Annotated in this window: 19 protein-coding genes and 1 other RNA gene; 8 read left to right on the top strand and 12 right to left on the bottom strand. The window is 55.7% G+C overall.

Annotated elements, in window-relative coordinates; genetic code table 11:
• Positions 1 to 292: 292 nt before the first annotated feature.
• On the top strand, positions 293 to 1,318 hold the full coding sequence (locus J7J49_RS19170; RefSeq protein ID WP_064232456.1) for an aspartate carbamoyltransferase: 1,026 nt from the start codon (positions 293 to 295) through the stop codon (positions 1,316 to 1,318).
• A gap of 51 nt (positions 1,319 to 1,369) precedes the next feature.
• Here J7J49_RS19170 and ruvX read toward each other — a convergent pair whose 3' ends face one another.
• From ruvX to J7J49_RS19205, 7 genes are all read right to left on the bottom strand, one after another.
• Positions 1,370 to 1,825: a Holliday junction resolvase RuvX gene (gene ruvX, locus J7J49_RS19175; RefSeq protein WP_064232455.1), complete on the bottom strand. Its 456-nt coding sequence runs from the start codon at positions 1,823 to 1,825 to the stop codon at positions 1,370 to 1,372.
• The gene (locus J7J49_RS19180) at positions 1,825 to 2,382 is read right to left on the bottom strand and encodes a YqgE/AlgH family protein (protein ID WP_064232454.1); all 558 of its coding nucleotides are present in this window, start codon (positions 2,380 to 2,382) and stop codon (positions 1,825 to 1,827) included. Before J7J49_RS19180 ends, ruvX begins: the two co-directional genes overlap by 1 nt.
• A 72-nt stretch (positions 2,383 to 2,454) precedes the next feature.
• A complete protein-coding gene (gshB, locus tag J7J49_RS19185; protein WP_215094958.1) occupies positions 2,455 to 3,411 on the bottom strand; it encodes a glutathione synthase in 957 nt (318 codons plus the stop codon).
• 77 nt (positions 3,412 to 3,488) lie between these two features.
• The gene (locus tag J7J49_RS19190) at positions 3,489 to 4,181 is read right to left on the bottom strand and encodes a CvfB family protein (protein ID WP_064232452.1); all 693 of its coding nucleotides are present in this window, start codon (positions 4,179 to 4,181) and stop codon (positions 3,489 to 3,491) included.
• A gap of 153 nt (positions 4,182 to 4,334) precedes the next feature.
• Entirely contained in the window at positions 4,335 to 5,102 is a 768-nt protein-coding gene (locus J7J49_RS19195) for a 16S rRNA (uracil(1498)-N(3))-methyltransferase (protein WP_215094960.1), read from the bottom strand.
• Between the two features lie 3 nt (positions 5,103 to 5,105).
• Positions 5,106 to 5,606 (bottom strand): protein-export chaperone SecB, encoded by a 501-nt coding sequence (gene secB / locus J7J49_RS19200; RefSeq protein WP_215094962.1) that lies wholly within the window; start codon positions 5,604 to 5,606, stop codon positions 5,106 to 5,108.
• Between the two features lie 41 nt (positions 5,607 to 5,647).
• Positions 5,648 to 6,070, bottom strand: coding sequence for a rhodanese-like domain-containing protein (locus J7J49_RS19205; RefSeq protein ID WP_064232461.1), 423 nt, complete (start codon positions 6,068 to 6,070; stop codon positions 5,648 to 5,650).
• Positions 6,071 to 6,272: 202 nt separating this feature from the next.
• Between J7J49_RS19205 and gpmI the strand changes: the two genes are divergently transcribed.
• The 3 genes from gpmI to J7J49_RS19220 all read left to right on the top strand — a co-directional run bounded on the left by gpmI (position 6,273) and on the right by J7J49_RS19220 (position 10,468).
• Positions 6,273 to 7,838 carry a 2,3-bisphosphoglycerate-independent phosphoglycerate mutase gene (gpmI, locus tag J7J49_RS19210; protein WP_215094964.1) on the top strand — a complete coding sequence of 522 codons (1,566 nt, stop codon included), beginning with the start codon at positions 6,273 to 6,275 and terminating at the stop codon, positions 7,836 to 7,838.
• Between the two features lie 5 nt (positions 7,839 to 7,843).
• Positions 7,844 to 8,980: a murein hydrolase activator EnvC family protein gene (locus tag J7J49_RS19215; RefSeq protein WP_064232449.1), complete on the top strand. Its 1,137-nt coding sequence runs from the start codon at positions 7,844 to 7,846 to the stop codon at positions 8,978 to 8,980.
• Between the two features lie 171 nt (positions 8,981 to 9,151).
• Positions 9,152 to 10,468, top strand: a complete 1,317-nt coding sequence (locus tag J7J49_RS19220; protein ID WP_064232448.1) for a S41 family peptidase — start codon at positions 9,152 to 9,154, stop codon at positions 10,466 to 10,468.
• Between the two features lie 60 nt (positions 10,469 to 10,528).
• On the opposite strand, the gene J7J49_RS19225 is transcribed toward J7J49_RS19220, so the two are convergent.
• The 4 genes from J7J49_RS19225 to J7J49_RS19240 form a co-directional block, all read right to left on the bottom strand.
• Positions 10,529 to 11,809, bottom strand: a complete 1,281-nt coding sequence (locus tag J7J49_RS19225; RefSeq protein WP_215094966.1) for a UbiH/UbiF/VisC/COQ6 family ubiquinone biosynthesis hydroxylase — start codon at positions 11,807 to 11,809, stop codon at positions 10,529 to 10,531.
• A 34-nt stretch (positions 11,810 to 11,843) separates the two neighbouring features.
• A complete protein-coding gene (gene ubiH / locus J7J49_RS19230) occupies positions 11,844 to 13,073 on the bottom strand; it encodes a 2-octaprenyl-6-methoxyphenyl hydroxylase (protein WP_215094968.1) in 1,230 nt (409 codons plus the stop codon).
• 92 nt (positions 13,074 to 13,165) lie between these two features.
• Positions 13,166 to 14,506 (bottom strand): Xaa-Pro aminopeptidase, encoded by a 1,341-nt coding sequence (gene pepP, locus J7J49_RS19235; protein WP_215094970.1) that lies wholly within the window; start codon positions 14,504 to 14,506, stop codon positions 13,166 to 13,168.
• 35 nt (positions 14,507 to 14,541) lie between these two features.
• A complete protein-coding gene (locus J7J49_RS19240; RefSeq protein ID WP_064232444.1) occupies positions 14,542 to 15,120 on the bottom strand; it encodes a UPF0149 family protein in 579 nt (192 codons plus the stop codon).
• A 173-nt stretch (positions 15,121 to 15,293) separates the two neighbouring features.
• Between J7J49_RS19240 and J7J49_RS19245 the strand changes: the two genes are divergently transcribed.
• The 3 genes from J7J49_RS19245 (at position 15,294) to J7J49_RS19255 (ending at position 16,520) form a co-directional block, all read left to right on the top strand.
• Positions 15,294 to 15,593 (top strand): cell division protein ZapA, encoded by a 300-nt coding sequence (locus tag J7J49_RS19245; RefSeq protein WP_064232443.1) that lies wholly within the window; start codon positions 15,294 to 15,296, stop codon positions 15,591 to 15,593.
• 73 nt (positions 15,594 to 15,666) lie between these two features.
• Positions 15,667 to 15,849: non-coding RNA, 6S RNA (ssrS, locus tag J7J49_RS19250), on the top strand.
• A 56-nt stretch (positions 15,850 to 15,905) separates the two neighbouring features.
• Positions 15,906 to 16,520: a 5-formyltetrahydrofolate cyclo-ligase gene (locus J7J49_RS19255; protein ID WP_215094972.1), complete on the top strand. Its 615-nt coding sequence runs from the start codon at positions 15,906 to 15,908 to the stop codon at positions 16,518 to 16,520.
• Between the two features lie 489 nt (positions 16,521 to 17,009).
• Here the strand turns inward: J7J49_RS19255 and ilvA are convergent, their stop codons facing one another.
• Positions 17,010 to 18,524 (bottom strand): threonine ammonia-lyase, biosynthetic, encoded by a 1,515-nt coding sequence (ilvA, locus tag J7J49_RS19260; protein ID WP_064232441.1) that lies wholly within the window; start codon positions 18,522 to 18,524, stop codon positions 17,010 to 17,012.
• Positions 18,525 to 18,719: 195 nt separating this feature from the next.
• Between ilvA and rpiA the strand changes: the two genes are divergently transcribed.
• Complete coding sequence (rpiA, locus tag J7J49_RS19265) at positions 18,720 to 19,394, top strand: ribose-5-phosphate isomerase RpiA (protein WP_064232440.1); 675 nt, start codon at positions 18,720 to 18,722, stop codon at positions 19,392 to 19,394.
• Positions 19,395 to 19,409: the final 15 nt, after the last annotated feature.

A 19,409-nucleotide genomic window follows, 5' to 3' on the forward strand; every position in this document is an offset into this window, starting at 1 on the left:
CGTATTCTACGCATTTCCTGGTGTTTGTCAATCGCTGTTTTCTTTAGCGAGTGAAGCGAGCGATACAGCCTGCTCTAACCTACTGACAAACCAAGGCTTTTACACCTTATGCACCGCTGGTAACGCTTGGCGTCCCCGGCAGCGGATGCGTACTTTACGGATTCAGCGCCGGGTTGGCAAGTGGTTTTGTAGAAAAATTACAGATTAGTCGCCCTTAGTGGATTAAACCCCTTCGGTGCCGCCCTCTTTGGCGGTTACACTAGGCTCATCCATCACCTTGCCGAGGTCTGTCATGAGCCACCATCTGCTAACTGTCGACTCATTAAGCCGTGAAAGTGTAGACCATTTACTGCGTGTCGCTGCACGCATGGAACCCATTGCCCAGCGTCGCCAGGTTACTCGCGTTTTAGAAGGAGCAGTACTCGGGAATTTGTTTTTTGAGGCCAGTACCCGGACACGGGTGAGTTTCAATGCCGCTTTCTGCCGCTTGGGTGGCAGCGTATGTGACACCACCGGCTTTACCTTCTCGTCTATGGCGAAGGGGGAGTCGCTGTACGATACCAGCCGTGTAATGAGCGGTTACTGCGACGCGATTGTAATGCGCCACCCCGACCAGGGATCAGTGGCTGAGTTTGCAGCAGCAACCAATGTACCCGTGATCAATGGGGGCGACGGCCCAGGTGAGCACCCCAGCCAAGCACTACTTGACCTTTATACGATTGATAAAGAATTTCACCGCCTGGGTAAATCGTTGGCCGGTGCACATATCTTGCTTACCGGTGACTTGAAGTACGGCCGTACTGTCCATTCACTGATTAAGCTCCTGTCACTCTATGACCCGCTGCGTATTACCCTGGTATCTCCCCCGGGGCTTGAAATGCCCTCCAAGCTGATTGACTTAGTCACATCTCGCGGGCATCGCATTGAGCAGCGCGACTCACTGGCGAGTGATTTTGCAGATTTAGATGTGGTGTACACCACGCGCATTCAGAAGGAACGTTTTACCGACGAGATGAATGAGAGCTTTCAGGGACTCTCTGATGACTTTATGGTCAATCGTGATTTTCTCGATCACCGCTGCAGTCAAAGCACGATTGTGATGCACCCACTGCCCAGGGATAGCCGCCCCGGTGCGAATGATTTAAACGTCGACCTGAACGGCGACCCGCGCTTGGCGATCTTCCGCCAAACCGATAACGGGATTCCCATGCGAATGGCGATTTTTGCAACGCTGCTCAACGTCGATAAACTAATCGAGCAAGATCTACGCCCTGTTCGCTGGTATGTACCCAGTCAAACTGGCACCTTGGATCGTTAAGGCTAGAAGAGAAGGTTTAAAGTTAGAGGGCTTAGAGATGCAGGATAAGGGCTAAAGAGACAGACGCCCGCCAGGTAAGCCTTCCTGGTGGGCAAACCAGCCTTCAAGAATAAGAATCGCCGCAATGCCATCGACACTATCCTGACGATAGTTACCTTTATGGCCCGCCTCGCGAGCGATCATTTTCGCCTCCCGAGTGGTGCCGCGCTCATCGACCATTGCACATGGCTTGCCAAAACGGCCATGCAGACGATTACCAAACTTGCGAGCGCGAGTGCTCATCTCTGATTCGCTGCCATCCATATTCAGTGGCAGCCCCACCACTAACATATCCGGTTGCCACTCGCTGAGAAGCCGTGACACGACATTCCAGTCGGGAATTCCATCACGTGCCGTCAAGGGAGTCAGCTCCCGAGCGCTGTGAAGCAGCTCATTGCCCACTGCCACACCGATACGCCGGGTGCCGTAATCAAAGGCCAGGATTAAACGCTGTCCCGCTTCGGCCATTAAGCGTGCCCCGCATCTCGGGTCATTAGGTTAAGGTCGATACCGAGTAATCCTGCCGCCGCGGTTAACCGCTCGATAGGCGGGGTATTGAAGAGCACGCTGCTCTGGGCTTCTACCGTTAGCCAACTGTTCTCTTTAAGCTCTTCTTCCAGCTGCCCCACTTCCCATCCCGCGCAACCCAGGCAGACCAAAAAGTGCTCAGGCCCTTCGCCAGCAGCAAAAGCCTGGAGAATATCCAGCGAAGTCGTCAGCGCCATGCCATCCTCCACCTGGATACTGGAGTCCCACTCCTGGCTATCGCCCATATGCAGAATGAAGCCACGGTCTTTATGCATCGGCCCGCCGTAATAAACCGGCGCATTGCGGTGCGGACTTGCTTCGCCGCCCAGCTCCAGTTGATCAAATAGCGCTTCGAGGGTTATTTCTAACGGTCGATTAGTAATTACCCCCATGCAGCCGTTGTTATCATGATCGCAAAGATAGATCAGGCTACCGGCAAAATTAGGGTCTTCTAAATGCGGCATGGCCATTAGAAAGTGATGTTTCAAACTTTGCATGCGTCTCCCACTGCCTGCTGGCATCCCAGCAGGCATAGCGTAATGAGTGTAATTATAAGAATGAAGCCGTGCTTAGGCTAAGCGGCGCTCGATGGCATCGAGCAGTAAACCGGCAATATTGGTGCCCCGCTGATCATCAATTTCACGTACGCAGGTGGGACTGGTGACATTGATTTCCGTAATATAGTCACCGATTACATCCAGACCCACGAACATTAGGCCTTTCTCACGAATCATTGGCTGCACTTGCTGAATAAGCCAGTGATCGCGCTCGGTGAGCTCACGGCTAACGCCCTTCCCACCAGCAGCTAAGTTGCCCCGGGTCTCGCCCGCCGAGGGTATCCGCGCCAGTCCAAAGGGAACGGGCTCACCATCCACTAGCAGAATGCGCGTGTCGCCATCTTTAATCTCCGGCAGGTAACGCTGCGCCATGATTTGTCGCTGGCCACGCAGCGAAAGCTGCTCAATCACCGCGCCAATATTGCGACCCTCTGGGCCAATATGAAAAATACCGGTGCCCCCCATACCATCCAGCGGCTTAAAGATCACATCGCCGTGTTCCACATGGAAGGCGCGCAACACATCATCACGACTAGCGACGATCGTAGGCGCGCAGCACTGGGGAAACTGCTGGGCAAACAGCTTTTCATTACACTGCAAAAGCGCTGCCGTCGGATTAACGATCAGTACGCCTTCCCGCTCAGCAAAGCCCAGCAAGTGCACTGCGTTAGTAAACTCAGCATCGACAGGCGGGTCTTTGCGCATCAGCACCACATCCAGCTCTACTAGCGGACGCGCGGAAGGTTCGCCTAGGTCGTACCAGTGATTTGGATCACGATGCACTTTTAGCGGCCGCATACGCGCGTAGGCTTGCCCCGCGTTCAAAAAAAGGTCTTCCTGCTCCATATAGTGCAGGGTATAACCACGCTCCTGGGCAGCCCATAGCATAGCCATGGTGGTGTCTTTCTTGTAAGCGATGTCGCTGATGGGATCCATCACAACGCCAAGGTGCAGATTTGATTGACTCATCGGGGGCACTATCCAAACATGAACAATTGATGCTCAGTATGCCGCACTGCTCGCCCGGCTCCAACTGCCCCCGCTAACTACTCGCTAAGCGCGCCGGGCACTAAGCGGATAGCATCAGGTTCTAAGGTGATCAACTGTTGCTTATAAAGCCGCCCAATGGCTTGTTTATAGGCACTTTTACTCACCCCTAAGCGGGCTTTAACTTCGTGAGCAGGACTTTTATCGCCCAGAGCGAGATAGCCACCGCTTTCACGCAGGGCTTGCATGATCTTGTCGCCCACCACATCTAAGCGAGCGGCGCCGGGCGGTAGCAGCGATATGTTTAAACGGCCATCTTCACGGCGCTGCTTAACATAGCCCTTAACGGATTGGCCTCGGCGCAATGGTTGGGTAACGTCATCCTGGTAAATAAGCCCCCAGTAGCGGTGATTGACCACCACCTTCATGCCTAGATCCGTGCGATCTGCCACCACCACGGCAACTTCGTCGCCTTTTTCTAACGCCCAGGCGTCATCGGTCAAAAAGCGATCCAGCTTCATCGACGCCACCGGCCGCCCCTGGTCATCGCTATACAGCATCACCAATACACGCTTTCCAGCATCAGGACGAAAATGCTGCTCGCTAAACGGCAGCAACACATCTTTCGGCTGCCCCCATTGCAAAAACGCGCCGATATTATTAACCGCTGTGACCGTCAGGTACGCCACTTCACCCAACTGGGCAGTCGCATCGCTAGCGGAACGCGGGGAGGAGTGAGACTCACGCACCATGGGTGTCGTCCTTCAAGAAAAATAGATAAACATTATGGTGCCTAAGAGAGATCAGGCAAAGTATGGTAGGACGGGAGTGAAAAAATTGGCTGCCGTAATTAATAAAAGGCTCTTATCAGGAGTAAGTACTTACGCAAGCACTTACGCAAATACTTACAAATCTCCAAAGTAGTGCTGCAGCAGTGACAGTGCCACCACAGGTGCCGTCTCGGTACGCAGCACCCGAGGGCCGAGTGTCAGCGGCGTAAAGTTAGCGCTTTGGGCAGCGGCAATATCACTATCGCTCAAGCCGCCTTCTGGGCCAATGAGCAGCGCCACCGACGCCGGTCGATCTTGGCGATCAAACGCATTGCCGGTCGCTAGATGCAGCATCAAGCGCAGCGGCTCCTGGCGCTCTTCAAGCCATGCTGATAACGGCATCGGTGAGTGCACTTGAGGCACTACCGCACGGCCGCTCTGCTCGCAGGCACTGGCAGCAACCGCCTGCCAGTGGGCTAGCTTTTTACCTTCACGGTCGCCTTTCAAACGCACATCACCCCGCTCGGTATACAGCGGGGTAATCGCCGCAACGCCCAGCTCGACGGCTTTCTGAATAGCGTAATCCATTCGGTCGCCTTTGGAGATGGCTTGACCCAAGTGAACAGATAGCGGCGACTCACCGCTACCCGGCCATATCGCCTCGACCCTCGCCAGCGTCTGCTTGCGGCTTACCTCCACCAAGCGGACGCCCGCTTCCTGGCCGTTACCGTCAAACAGCACCAGCGGCGCGCCTTCAACCATGCGAAGCACGCGAGTGATGTGGCGCGCGGGGCCGTCAGGCAATGCGACGTCACAGCCTGCCACGAAAGTAGCAGGCACATAGAGACGCGGCATTTTGCCATGCTGGGCGTACCAATCAGCGGCTTGCGTTTCTGACGACATAGCTTAGTGAGTGTTTTCTTCTGCTTGCTTGGCTTCGCGCTGTTTACGCTGGGCATACATGGCTTCGAAGTTTACCGGCGCCAGCATCAGCGGTGGGAAACCACCACGGTTGACCAAGTTGTCCACGCACTCACGGGCGTAAGGGAATAGCAGGTTGGGGCAAAAAGCGCCCAGGGTTTGATCCAGCTGCGCCCCTTCAATACCCGCGATACGGAACAGACCCGCCTGCTCAACTTCAGCCAGGAAAGAGGTGGTACCGGTTTCATTATCGTTCACCTGGGCAGTCACCTTAACCACCACTTCATACTGGTCATCAGCAATTTTAGTGCTGGTGGTATTCAGATCCAGGTTCACCTTAGGTTTGAACGCCTGCTTGAACACCGAAGGTGAGTTGGGCGCTTCAAACGAAATATCTTTCACATAAATGCGCTGCAGCGAAAATTTAAGCTGCGGTTTTTCGTCTACCGCGGCACCCGCCTGCGGGGAATTGTTATCTTCCGCCATGAGAAAACTCCTGATTGTTGATTAAATAAAGCTATCGTTGGTTACTTTTTAACCACCGGAAGGCCGTCACCTTGCCACTGCGCCATACCGCCCTTCAACTTGTAAGCTCGCTCAAAGCCTGCTTTGGCGAGCTTGGCCTGGGCAGCACCCGAACTCTGGCCGTGCTTGCATACCACGATGATCGGCTGGGCTTTCACTTTATCCAGTTCGGTCATGCGGCTATCGAGGTTGCTTTGCGGAATGTTGCGCGCCCCCGCGATATGCCCGGCTTTGAAGTCTTTATTTTCACGGATATCCAGCACCACCGCGTCTTCGCGGTTGATAAGCTGAGTGGCCTCTGTGGCGGTCAGTGCATTAGTAGAGGCGCTGCGCGTTTCATAAATAATCCACGCGACTAGCACCAGCAAAAATGCCCCAACCAGTAGGGGGTGGTTCTGTACGAATTCGAACACCTGATCGATCATCGCGAACACAATCTCTTGGTAAATACGGAAAAAAGCGGCGTTGCCACCGTTAAAACGCGACAAGTATACACGTCAGATAGCTTCCCGCGCAGGCCTAGATCATGACGCCTGACCGTAGCCTGCGTTATGATGCCCCAAGCGTGCGCCTGTCGCGACCCCGAATTATCGACTCGCCCGGCTTGCCAATCTTAACGAGGTTTATATGGATACTTCTCGCACCCCGCGCCCAGTGGCGCTGATTATTCTCGACGGCTACGGCCACAACCCCGATAGCGCCCATAATGCAGTGGCCGCTGCCCACACGCCGACGATGGATAAACTTTGGGAAAGCCGTCCTCATGCCTTCGTTCACACCGATGGCCTTAACGTGGGGCTCCCCGACGGCCAGATGGGTAACTCTGAAGTCGGGCATATGAATATTGGTGCCGGTCGTATCGTTTATCAGGATTTCACGCGTATTAGCAAAGCGATTGAAGACGGTGACCTGGATGTTAATGCCAACCTTACCCAGCCGATTGATGAAGCCGTCGCCAACGGTCGCCCGGTACACTTAATTGGCCTGCTCTCCCCCGGCGGCGTGCACAGCCATGAAGAGCATTTTATTGCCATGGCCGAACTGGCCGCCCGCCGCGGTGCCCAACGCATTTTTATTCATGCTTTTCTGGATGGCCGCGATATGCCGCCGCAGAGCGCCTTGGCCTCGATAGAGCGCGCCAACGCTCGCCTGGCTGAGCTGGTAGGTGCTGATAATGGCTTTGTTGCCTCGATTATTGGTCGCTTCTACGCCATGGATCGCGACAACCGCTGGGAGCGCGTTGAGCAAGCCTACCGGCTACTCACCGATGGCCACGCGGAGTACTACGCCTCCAGTGCCGAAACGGCACTTCGCGACGCCTATCAGCGTGGCGAAACCGACGAATTCGTTGCCGCCAGTAGCATACCCCTCAATGACAAGCCGATTACCTTGGACGATGGCGATGCGGCTATTTTCCTTAACTTCCGTTCTGACCGCGCCCGTGAGTTAACCCGCGCTTTTACTGAGCCGGATTTCAAAGGCTTTGATCGGCGAGCATGCCCCAAGCTTGCAGATAAAGGGCTGGTAATGATGACCCAGTACGCCGCTGACATTGCTGCGCCTGCCGCCTTCCCGCCATCGGATCTAAATGACACCTTGGGCGAAGTGGTGGCTAAGCGCGGCTTGAAACAGTTGCGTATCGCCGAAACCGAAAAGTACCCCCACGTCACCTTCTTCTTTTCAGGCGGCAATGAAGCCGAATATGACGGCGAGGAGCGCATCTTAGTGCCCTCTCCACGCGATGTGCGCACCTACGACGAAAAGCCCGAGATGAGCGCGTTTGAGATTACCGACAAGCTTGTCGACGCCATTGATGGCGGCAGCTTTGATCTGATTGTTTGCAACTACGCCAACGGTGATATGGTCGGCCACACCGGTGACTTCAACGCTGCGGTAAAAGCCATTGAGACCGTCGATACCTGCGTGGGTCGAGTCGTTGAAGCCATCGAGCGTGCTGGCGGCGCCTGCTTAATTACCGCCGACCACGGTAATGCCGAGCAGATGGTTCATCCCGAAACAGGCGCACCGCAAACGGCCCACACCACCTTTGTAGTGCCACTCATCTATGTCGGCGAACGCGCTGCCACGCTTGATGAAGGCAAATTATGCGACTTGGCGCCTACGCTGCTGACCATGATGGATCAGGAACAGCCTGAGGCAATGACCGGTCAACCACTGATTCATTATAAATAGTGCCCATGCGGCCATCTTTAGCCCTGACACTCGTGCTGGCGTTCAGTTATGCGCCAGCAGGCTTTACTCAGCAAGATGAAGGCGCAGCGCGCCAGCAATTGGATTCGATTGGTCAGGAGATTGAGTCTGTTGCCCAACGCCTCAGCGCCACTGGTGAAGCACGCGATAGCGCCCAACGTGAGCTAAAAGAAGTCGAAACCAAGCTTGCCGAAACACATCAGCGCCTGGATACGCTGCAAGCTGAACGTCGCCAGTTGAATGATGAAACGACCCAACTGCGCCAGCACCGTGACCGCCTAGAGGGCGAACGAGCCAATCAGTACGCAGCGCTGGGCCAACAGCTCTCAGCACTTTACCGACTTGGCCCTACGCCGCAGCTCAAACTACTGCTTAACCAAGGCGACCCTGCCGAGCTTGATCGTATGCAGGCCTATATGAATCGGCTGACCGAAGCACGTAATCGCCGCTTAAGCGATATAGCGCGCTTGGACACCGCACTGGCTGATACCCAGAAGGAGCTGAGCGAGCGCCAAACGCGCCTTGATACATTAGCCGATGAGCTGGAAGAACAAAGCGCGCTGCTAGCTCAACGTACCACTGAACGACGCGGCGTGGTTTCCAACCTGGATGACCGCTACGGCAGTGAGGAGGAGCGGTTGGCCGACCTCAATCAGAGCCGTGAAGAGGCCGAACGTGTACTGCGCAACATCCAAGCGGAGATGGCAAGACTTGCCGAACCCACGCCCACTACGCATATTGTCAGTACTCAAGGCGACTTACCTTGGCCAGTACAGGGTTCAATCAGTAGTAATTTCCATCATCGTGACGGTGTGCATTACAACGGTATAGTGATTCAGGCCAGCGCAGGCACGCCAGTCACCGCGGTACACACCGGTCGCGTGGTATTCGCCGACTGGATGCGAGGGTTTGGTAATTTGCTAATTATCGACCACGGCGACCAGATTATGACGCTACACGCCCACCTGCAGCAGTTCAGCGTCAGGCCTGGCCAGCAAGTCAGCCGCGGCGATGAGATTGGTCGTGTTGGCGATAGTGGTGGTCAAACCCGCGCAGCGCTCTATTTCGAAGTTCGCCGTGGCGGTGAACCCATTAATCCGCAGCGTTGGATTGCGCGCCGCTGACGGGATAAGCTGCATGACGATTGATGCCTTAATGTTCTACAACATGTTTTCAAATACACACGTTTAACTACCCATTTTTAACTATCTATTTCTAGCTATCTATTTTTAACTATCTATTTTCAACTACGAGGTGGCACGCTGTAGTGTCACCTAACGCCTTGCGGAGTCTGCATGACGCTATCTGTTACCGGGGTATCAACCCCCGCCAAGCGCTTCTTGGCTACCCTGCTGCCGATTGCCTTATTGTCGGCCCCGCTAACGCTGCTTGCTCAACCAGCCGGTAGCAGTGCGGCGGGTGAGCCACCCTACGACCAGCTACCCCTGGAAGATATTCAGACCTTCGCCGAGGTGTTTGAACGCATTAAGCGTGCCTACGTCGAGGAGGTCGATGACAGTACGCTGCTACGTAACGCTATGCGCGGTATGCTGAGTGAGCTGGATCCACACTCCGCCTATTTGGATGAGGAGGAGTACCAAAGCCTACGCGAGTCGACTCAGGGCGAATTTGGCGGTATCGGTATCGAGGTAGGCACCGAAAATGGTCAGCTCATGGTGATTACGCCTATTGATGACACCCCTGCTTCCCGCGCAGGGCTGCTTTCTCGCGATGTTATCGTCGCCATCGACGGCACCCCCACTGATAGCATGTCGCTACAAGAAGCGGTGACCCTAATGCGCGGCGAGCCGGACACCGAACTGCGTATCAGCATACTGCGTTCAGGCGAGGATTCGCCGCGGGAGTTCAACCTGACCCGCGAAGTGATTCGTAGTGAAAGCGTTAAGCACGAGCTGCTCGAGCCCGGTTACGGCTACCTGCGCATCAGCCAGTTCCAATCGCGCACCCCAGAACAGGCCCGCGAAGCGCTTGAGCGCATGGCGCGTGAGCAGCCTCTAGAAGGGTTAATACTCGATTTACGTAACAACCCCGGTGGTGTCCTACAAGCCGCCGTCGGCATTGCCGATCTGTTCCTGGATGAAGGCTTGATTGTGTATACCGAAGGGCGCCTCTCGGATACGGAAATGTCGTTCTCCGCCTCCACGACCACACCTGCTCGCGATGTACCGTTGGTGGTACTGATCAATGGCGGCAGTGCCTCAGCCGCAGAAATTGTCGCCGGTGCGCTGCAGGATCAACGCCGCGGCGTGATTATGGGCACCGACAGTTTTGGCAAGGGATCAGTGCAACAGATTATGCCGCTAGGCAATGGCGAAGGGCTCAAGCTCACCACCGCGCTCTACTACACCCCCAACGGACGCTCTATTCAGGCCCAGGGTATTGAGCCCGACGTGGACGTCGTACGTGGTCGTTTGGAAGTCGCCGAGAGCCGCCGCGAAATTCGCGAAGCCGACCTTGAGGGGCACCTAAGCGCTCAGCAGGCGCCTCGGGATCGCCAGGAAATGGCTGAGCGACTGCTCAATGATTACCAACTCAGCGAGGCGCTTAATCTACTTAAAGCACTCAATGTAGTCGACCGTCGGCGGCGTTAACGGCCGCTTGGTTTAATGGCAACCTTACTTAACGACAACCTGGTTTATCGACAACCTTGTTTATCGACAACTGAGCGGCAGGCGGCCGCGCTCCCCGGTCGCCTGCAGCATCACTATCCGCTTCAATGGAACCAACTGGTTCATACCACTCATTCCTAAATTCCGCGCCAACGTCAATGCCGGGTCGTGACTGCCAAACAGCACTTTGAACCCCTTCATTAAGCCCAGCATGGCGCTGTTATCAAAGCGCCTACGACGCTCATAGCGCCTCAAAGTGCTTAGTTCACCCCAGGGTGCACCGCGCTGCCAGGCATGCACCACCTCTTCTGCCAACACTGCCGCATCCATAAGTCCTAAATTAACACCTTGGCCCGCCAGCGGATGAATACTATGGGCAGCGTCCCCTACCAGTGCGAAATGCGGCTGTACATAGTGGCGGGCATGGCGCTGCACCAACGGAAAACGATGGGCTTTATCGCAGACCGATACCTCGCCTAGGCGGTGACCAAACGCTTTCCCCAGTGCCTCTCCAAGCGCTTCGCGAGACAACTCACTCAGTTCAGCGGCGTGCTCAGGGGTGGTCGACCATACGATGGAGCAGTAATGATCATTACCTTCCACGGTTAAAGGCAGAAATGCCAGCGGCCGGCCGTCAATAAACGCTTGCCGCGCCGCACCACCATGGGGCTTGGCGCACTTAACGGTGGTCACCACAGCCTCCTGCTGCATATCGTCGCTGACCACCTCAATACCGGCCATTTCGCGCAGTGTTGACTGAGCGCCATCGGCGGCAACGATTAACGGTGCATATAGTTGGCGACCATCAGCAAGTACTAGCCAATCGCCACTTGATACACGCTTTGATGTATTGCCACTGGCACGCTGCAGCGCCTGTAGGCGAGCACCAAAAAATGGGGTGACATTGGGGTGATCAATTACCTGACTATTGAGCGCGGCCAGCGTGACCGCGTTCTCAACAATATGGCCCAGTACGGCTACCCCCGCTTCGTCGGCGGAAAAGGCAATTTCACCACTGCCTTCGGCATCCCATACCTGCATGCCCTGGTAGGCCGTTACCCGGGTACTCTGCATGCCGTGCCAAGCCCCCAAATGGGTGAGCAAGCGCTGGGAGACCGGCGTTAACGCACTGACTCGGGGGGCTGGCAGCTTGCTAGCGGCCTGTTTAATGTGTAGCGGTGCAGGCGTTGCCTCAACCAGCGCCACCTGCATCCCCGCCTGGGCCAGCAGCGCACAGAGTGCGGTACCGACGATGCCACCACCCACAATGATTACTTCAAAGCTTTCCACCGGCGGTTTCGCAATCGATGAGTCCGTATGCATAGCATTCCCTTTTCGTGGCCTAGGATTAATAAACTTAACGCTCTAAGCCCATAGCGCGACGGGCCAGCCCTCGGCGTAACGGCCCAATCAGATTCAGGCCAATTAAGCCTGCCGCGCGGGCGTGGGGCAGCAGCGGGAAGGAGAGCCCGAACAGTCGCACTAGACCATCGCTAAAGCGAATCACGTTGGCACGATCTCGGGAGCGTTGTTTCTCAAAGGCTTGCAGCGTGACCATATCGCCCAGCGGACGATTAGCCTGTTCGCCCTGCTCCAGCGCTTCGACCAGATCCATTACCCCACGCAGGGCTAAATTAAAACCTTGCCCCGCGACTGGATGCAACGCGTGGGCAGCGTTACCTAATACCGCCAGCCCTGGTCGCACCGGTTCTTCAGCAGTGACCAGTGAAAGCGGATAAGTATGGCGAGCGCCTACCCGAGTAAAACGCCCCACCCGATCGCCAAACGCATGCTGAAGTTGCAGCAGAAATTCGCGCTCGGTTAGCGCCATGCGTGCTTTCTCACTGCCGCTGGGATGCGTCCAGATCAGCTCCATAGCTTGGCCCGGCAGGGGCAATAAAGCCATTGGCCCTTGCGAGGTAAAGCGCTCATAAGCGATGCCTTCATGGGGCTGGCTGACGCCGACATGCGCAATCAGCGCTGTCTGCTGGTAAGACTCACGGCGACTGCCTATGCCTAGCTGCTCTTTGAGCCCCGAGCGCCCTCCGTCCGCCAATACCGTTAGCCCTGCGGTTAGCTGGCTACCATCCGAAAGCTGCAGGTGGTGCCCTCCGGCCACAGGCGTGAGCTGTTCGACTTTTGCCGGGCAGTGCCACTCCAGCGGTAGTTGAGCAAGCCGTTGATGAAGCACACGCCCCATCCACGCATTGGGAATGACATGGCCCAGCGCCGCGACACCCAGTTCGTCAGCACTCAGCCGCGTCGCGCCTAAACGCCCACGCTCGCTAATATGAATGCGTTTAATCGGCGTGGCCTCCTCGCGCATCGCTTCCCACACACCTAGCTGTAGAAAACGCTGTGCCGAGCCTTCTGCAATGGCACTGGCCCGGGCATCAAAACTCGGCTGCCAGGCATTTTCCTGCGGCTGAACGGCCATAGGCGCCGATTCAATGATCGCCACGCGCCAGCCGTAGCGCTCAATCAGTGGCGCCAGGGCGCAACCTAAGCTGGCGCCTACCAGCCCACCGCCCACAATCACGATGTCATGGGTCAGCGCTCCCTTCACCGCCTGATTAGACTGCTGCATTAGCTTCTCCCGACCACGACGCCGCTTCATAGAGGCAATAATAATTTCGTAACGTAATTTACATAAAGGCTATTGAAAACATTTATGACTGGTTACTTTTTAGCCATTAGCGCTTCAATTTCAGCCATCTGCTTGGGCACATCGGCGGTCAGTACTGCATGACCTCCGTGAGTGACGACCACATTGTCTTCAATACGAATCCCAATGCCCTGATAAGCGTCAGGAATATCGTCATCACTCGGAATATATAGGCCCGGCTCTACAGTAAGCACCATGCCTGCCACCAGGGGTCGAGGCGTTTGCTCATCTAGCTTATAAGTGCCGACATCGTGGACGTCCAATCCCAACCAGTGTGACGTCGAGTGCAGGTAAAAGCGCCGATAGCTCTCGTCATCAATGCGCGCTTGTACGTCGCCCTCCAACAGGCCAAGCTCAATCAACCCGGCGGTTAAGTCGCGCACTACCCCCTGGTGGATATCCACTAGGGTCGCCCCTGGCTGAATCGCGCTCACGGCGCGCTCTTGGGCATTGAGCACCACTTGGTAGAGCGCCCGCTGGGCGTCATTGAACCGTCCGGCTACCGGAAATGTGCGAGTGATATCACCGGCATACAGCTCAAATTCGGCGCCCGCATCGATCAGCACCAGGCCGTCTTCGCATAGCGGTGCGCTGTTTTCAATATAGTGCAGTACGCAGGCGTTGGCACCGCTACCCACGATCGTGCTGTAGGCGGGCCCACTGGCGCCTTGCCAGACAAACTCATGCTCTAATTCGGCCTGGAGCTGAAATTCACTCAGGCCTGGGCGAGCGACCTGCATAGCGCGCCGGTGTGCTTGGGCAGATATCAGCGCCGCATGCTTGAGCAGAGCAATTTCAGCATCGCTTTTGATCAACCGCATAGAGTGAATCAACGGGCTGATATCCAGCCAACCTTTTAGCGGTGGCCGCCCGCGTCTCAGCCCTGCCTGGGCATCACTTAAAGCGTCTTCAGCCACGCTCACTGCTTCGGGGTTATCCAATGGCAAGTAGAGTAGTTCGCGCCCCGCCAACAGCGTGAGTAACTGCTCGTCGCGGTCGGCGTTTTCGAATGCCTGTTCAATACCATGCTCTGCCATGACACCCGCGGCGCCCAAACGTCGTCCTGTCCATGCTTCCATGGTGGGGTCACGATCCTGACAGAACACCACGCTTTCACCCTCAGCGCGCCCTGGAAGCAGCACCAGTAGCGCACCCGGTTCGCGTATGCCGGTCAGGTAGTAAAAATCGCTGTTTTGGCGAAAGGCAAATTCGCTGTCCCGTGAACGGGTCATTAGCCCGGCGCCGGGAAGTACCACCGCAGCGTTATCCGGCAGCTGGGCCATTAAGGCGTCACGGCGCTGGCGATACTCGGCCACGCTGATCGCAGGGGGGCGAGGTAACATTTCGGGCCGCATAGAGGCTCCTAGCATAAAGGTTCAGACAGAGGCAATTAATGAACGGGCGCGTCGGTTTGCTCGACTTGCGGCATCCCTGGGTGCTGCTCGGTATACAGCAGCATAGCGGCCATACGGGCATGCTCGGTCAGCGCAAACAGGTCGTTCTCGTTTTCGGGGCTGTCGTCGATATCAGTATCTATCCGGCCCAGCGCTTCCAAGTCTTCAATCGCTTCACGCAGTGCTTGTGACCAGCGCTCACGCAGCTCGTTGTCGGCCACTTCATCAATCACTTCGCTAAAACCCAGCGTCCACTCTTTAAGGCCCTGCGCTTGTTCTCCCAAGGAGAACAACTCATCGGGCAACAGCGGCGTATAGTCCAGGTCACTGGCGCTAAGCGCCTCTACGGTTTGCCTCCGCCAGCCTAGCAGCCGCTCGGCACTTGCCTGATCGCGGGGCTGCTCAACGCCTAAACTCTGGCAGACTTCGTCCAACCAAGCCTCGGCACTCACATCGCGTAGCGCCAGCAAGGCACATAAACGGCCATCCAAAAAAGCCGGCGACTGCATGCTGCCATGGAGGAGAAAAACATCCGCCACGTCAGAGAAATCCTGACGCTCATCGATCAATGACATAGTCGTTAATAACCTCGTATTCACTGGGTGTGTAGGGTATCTCGGATATTAGTAAAGGATGTCTCTGCGCGTTGACCGCGCATAAGCGCCTCTCTTATAGTGAGCGAGACCTATCTTCCTATGCTGTGATGTTAACGCATTGGGCCCCTTGCTGGCCCGTGCTGGAGTCTTTGATGAGCAACGCCAAGCGGCCAACCAAAGAAATAACCCTGTTAGGGCGCGGCTATATCATTGCCTGCGACACAGGCGAAGAAGCCAAACTCGACCGCGCAGCACGCTATTTAGACCGTGCCATGCAGGGTATCAATGCCCAAAGCAGCGTTCTTGGCAGCGAACGAGTGGCCATTATGGCAGCGCTCAATATTACCCACGAGCTGCTTGAAGCCATGGATGAGCACCGAGCCGGTGAAGAGAATCTGAACCGGCTAAATGACCGTCTTGAAAGGGCGTTGGCCAAAACACGCCAGCCCTAGCGCGTTACCTGAAAGCTCTGCGAACGTTTAACCCAGCACTTTGGCATTAGCCGTCGCTCTGTTAGGATGGCGGAGTTCTCTGGGGTGTACGCCAGTCGTTATAGTCCCTCGAGCCTATGCGTAATACCCAGGGGGCCAAATGCTAGCCAGGCCCGTGTGCATGTCCGTGCGTCGGAAAGCCTGACGGTCTGGCTGCGGCCACCCACCTGAACCAGTAGGTTCAGGGCCAGAATGACAGCGGCACTCTGGAGAACACCTATGTCTTACAAAGCACCGATTATTTGAGAACATAGGACATAAGAGTATATCTGCATGGAAAGCCTCCACCAGGACGGCGATAAGCGCGCGCTACGGCGCTTTTTACGTCATCAACGCCGAGCCCTTTCTCAGCATGAGCAGCGCCTTGCAGCCCAGCGCTTATGCCAGCAATTGAAAACCCTGCCTGAAATCCGCCGCGCAAGACGCTTAAGTCTCTATCTGCCTGTTAACGGCGAAATTGACCCTACCCCGCTACTTCCCTGGCTGCGCCAGCGTAACGTCGCTATTTACCTGCCGGTTTTACGCCCGTTTAGCGCTAATCGCCTATGGTTTGTTGCCTACCGCCCTGACACTCCGATGGTAAAAAACCGTTTTGGCATTTGGCAACCTGACGTACGCTACAGCGCACAGCGGCGTAATCGGCTGCCAGCCTGGGCGCTGGATACGCTAATCGTGCCATTAGTGGGGTTTGATGCTAATGCTAACCGCATGGGCATGGGGGGCGGTTTTTATGACCGCAGTTTGGCATTCATGCATCGCCCCGGCCCGGCGCCTACCTTGATTGGTGTCGCCCATGCTTGCCAGCAGGTGGCTTCGCTGCCTGTAGAGCCATGGGATGTACCCTTACAGGCGGTGGTTAGTGACCAAGGCTGCGTACGTCGCCAATAAGCCGCCGTCCCCTCATCCCATAAAAAAAGGGCCGACCCAATAAAGGATTAGCCCCTCTCGTCTGATATCTGTCGCCTTGCAGGTTAACAGCGTTGTTGCTGTCGTTGTAGGTGCAAGTCTATAGGGATTAGCTTAAAGGGATTAGCTTCCCGACAGCGCCTGTGCATAGCCGGTAGCCAGCACCCCTAATGCAAACACAACCATCAACGCCATTACCATATCAGGCTTCTTCCGCCGCATGCCGCTTCTCCAACACCTTTGCCGTTGCCGAATGTGCCAAACCCGCCGCTCTTTGCTGTTTTCTTTTTGTTGTTTTCTGGAGTATGGCGAATTTGCTTAATTTCACTCACGACTATAGGGCTATAGGGCCATCGGTGACAACTGCTTTAACGACATTCTTTAGCTTCATTTCTAAGGATTAAGTTACGTTACGGCGCTAGCAGCTCTGACGCTTAAGGTAAGCAAGCACTTACATACAGTAATGCATGATTAAGCCATAAACAGTCGATAGGCTGGGTTATCGCTTTCGCGCCAATAGCGGTAGCCGATGGCGTCTAAGTACTCCGCCACATGGATGCGATCACCGTTAGGCACTTGCATCCCCACCAAGACCCGACCATAGGCCGCACCATGGTTGCGATAATGAAACAGCGAGATATTCCAGTCGTGGGGCAGCTGGGTCAAAAAGTTCATCAACGCGCCGGGGCGCTCGGGAAACTCGAAGCGATAAACTTCCTCTTCAAAGCGTTCGCTGGGGCGACCACCGCTCAAGTGGCGAATATGCAGCTTCGCCAACTCGTTATCGGTGAGATCTTCCACTTGGTAGCCACCTTCACGCAGCTTGTCGATGACTGCCTGGCGGTCTTCGCCACCGGGTTTCACCTGGACGCCCACATAAATATGCGCTTCATTGCTATCGGCATAGCGATAGCTGAACTCGGTCACCATGCGCTTGCCTAGCGTGCGGCAAAACTTTTTAAAGCTGCCGGGCTTCTCGGCAATGGTCACCGCCAGGATCGCTTCGCGCTGCTCGCCTAACTCCGTGCGCTCGGCGATGTGCTGCAAACGATCAAAGTTGGTATTGGCCCCGGAATTGATGCATATCAGCGTTTCGCCTTCGGCACCGGTCTGCTGGATATATTTTTTTAGCCCCGCCAGCGATAGCGCGCCGGAGGTTTCCGCCACCGCGCGCGTATCTTCAAAAATATCTTTCACCGCGGCGCACATTTCATCGGTGTTAACGGTAATAACGCCATCGATCAGGTCTTTGACCAGCGAAAACGGCACTTCGCCGATTTGCGCGACCGCGACGCCCTCGGCAAATACGCCTACTTGATCGAGCACCACGCGCTCCCCCGCCTCTAAAGCGGCTTTAAGGCAGGCGCTGTCTTCGGCTTCGACGCCAATGACTTTGATATCCGGGCGCAGATATTTAACGTACGCGGCAACACCAGCAATTAATCCCCCGCCGCCAACCGGCACGAAGATGGCGTCTAAGCGCCCGGCGTGTTGGCGCAGAATTTCCACGCCGATAGTGCCTTGACCGGCCACCACATCGATATCGTCAAACGGTGGAATATAGGTGTAGCCGTGTTCTTTAATCAGTTCCTGCGCATGCTCGGCAGCAGCAGCGAAGGCGTCCCCTTTGAGGATGACCTTGGCGCCCCGGGCGCGCACCGCCTGCACTTTAATGTCCGGCGTGATGCGCGGCATCACAATGACGGCTTTTACGCCCATTAGTTTAGCGGCCATCGCCAGCCCTTGGGCATGGTTGCCAGCGGAGGCTGCTATTACACCGTTGGCTTTCTGCTCTTCCGTTAATTGCGCCATTTTGTTGTAAGCACCGCGGATCTTAAACGAAAACACCGGCTGCAAATCTTCGCGCTTAATCAAAATCTGGTTGTTGAAACGACGCGACAAAAAGGGGGCAGGCGAAATAGGCGTCTCACAAGCGGCTTCATAAACGCGGGCTTGGAGGATCTTTTTGACGGTTGCTTCTAGCATGCGGGTATCCCAAGGGAAGAACGTGAACGGACAAAGCGTTTATTGGTAGCAGATTTCGCCTAGCGTCGTCTAGCCGGGTTGCCATCGGCAGGCGGCGTTTAGACCGCTATACTAGCGCCACGAGCACTTCTCTGACTAACTCTCTTGCAACTAGCTCTCTTGTAACTAACCACACTTTGACCCACTAGGCTGATTATGAACCAGGATGAACTGAAGGCCGCCGTAGCGGACGCAGCAATTGAAGAAATTAAAGCTCAGCTGGAAAAGGATACCATCTTAGGGATTGGCACCGGCTCCACGGCGAACCTGTTTATCGATCGCCTAGGGCCGTTGCGTGACCGCTTTAAAGGCGCGGTAGCGAGTTCTCAGGCGAGTGCCGAGCGTCTTGAAAAACTGGGCATTGAGGTATTTGAGCTTAATAGCGTTGGCACAGTTCCCTTTTACATAGACGGCGCAGACGAAGTGAATGCTCACCTACATATGATTAAAGGCGGTGGCGCTGCGCTTACCCGCGAGAAAATCGTGGCTGCCTGCGCCAAACGCTTTATCTGCATCGCCGATGGCTCGAAATACGTGCCTCAGTTAGGTAATTTTCCGCTACCGGTGGAAGTCATCCCTATGGCACGCTCCTATGTCGCCCGCGAGCTTGTCGCGCTTGGCGCCGAGCCGGTCTATCGCCAGGGAGTAGTCACCGACAATGGCAACCAAATTATCGACTGCTATGAATTTATGATCGCAGATCCGGTGGCCATGGAAGCGCGCATCAACGCTATCGTCGGCGTGGTGACCAATGGGCTGTTTGCTACCCGCGGCGCGGATGTGCTGCTGCTAGGCAAAGAAGATGGCGTAGAAAGGATCGCACTTAACTAAGGTGCTTAAATAGCG

Source organism: Halomonas sp. ISL-56, assembly GCF_018612805.1.
GTDB lineage: Bacteria > Pseudomonadota > Gammaproteobacteria > Pseudomonadales > Halomonadaceae > Vreelandella.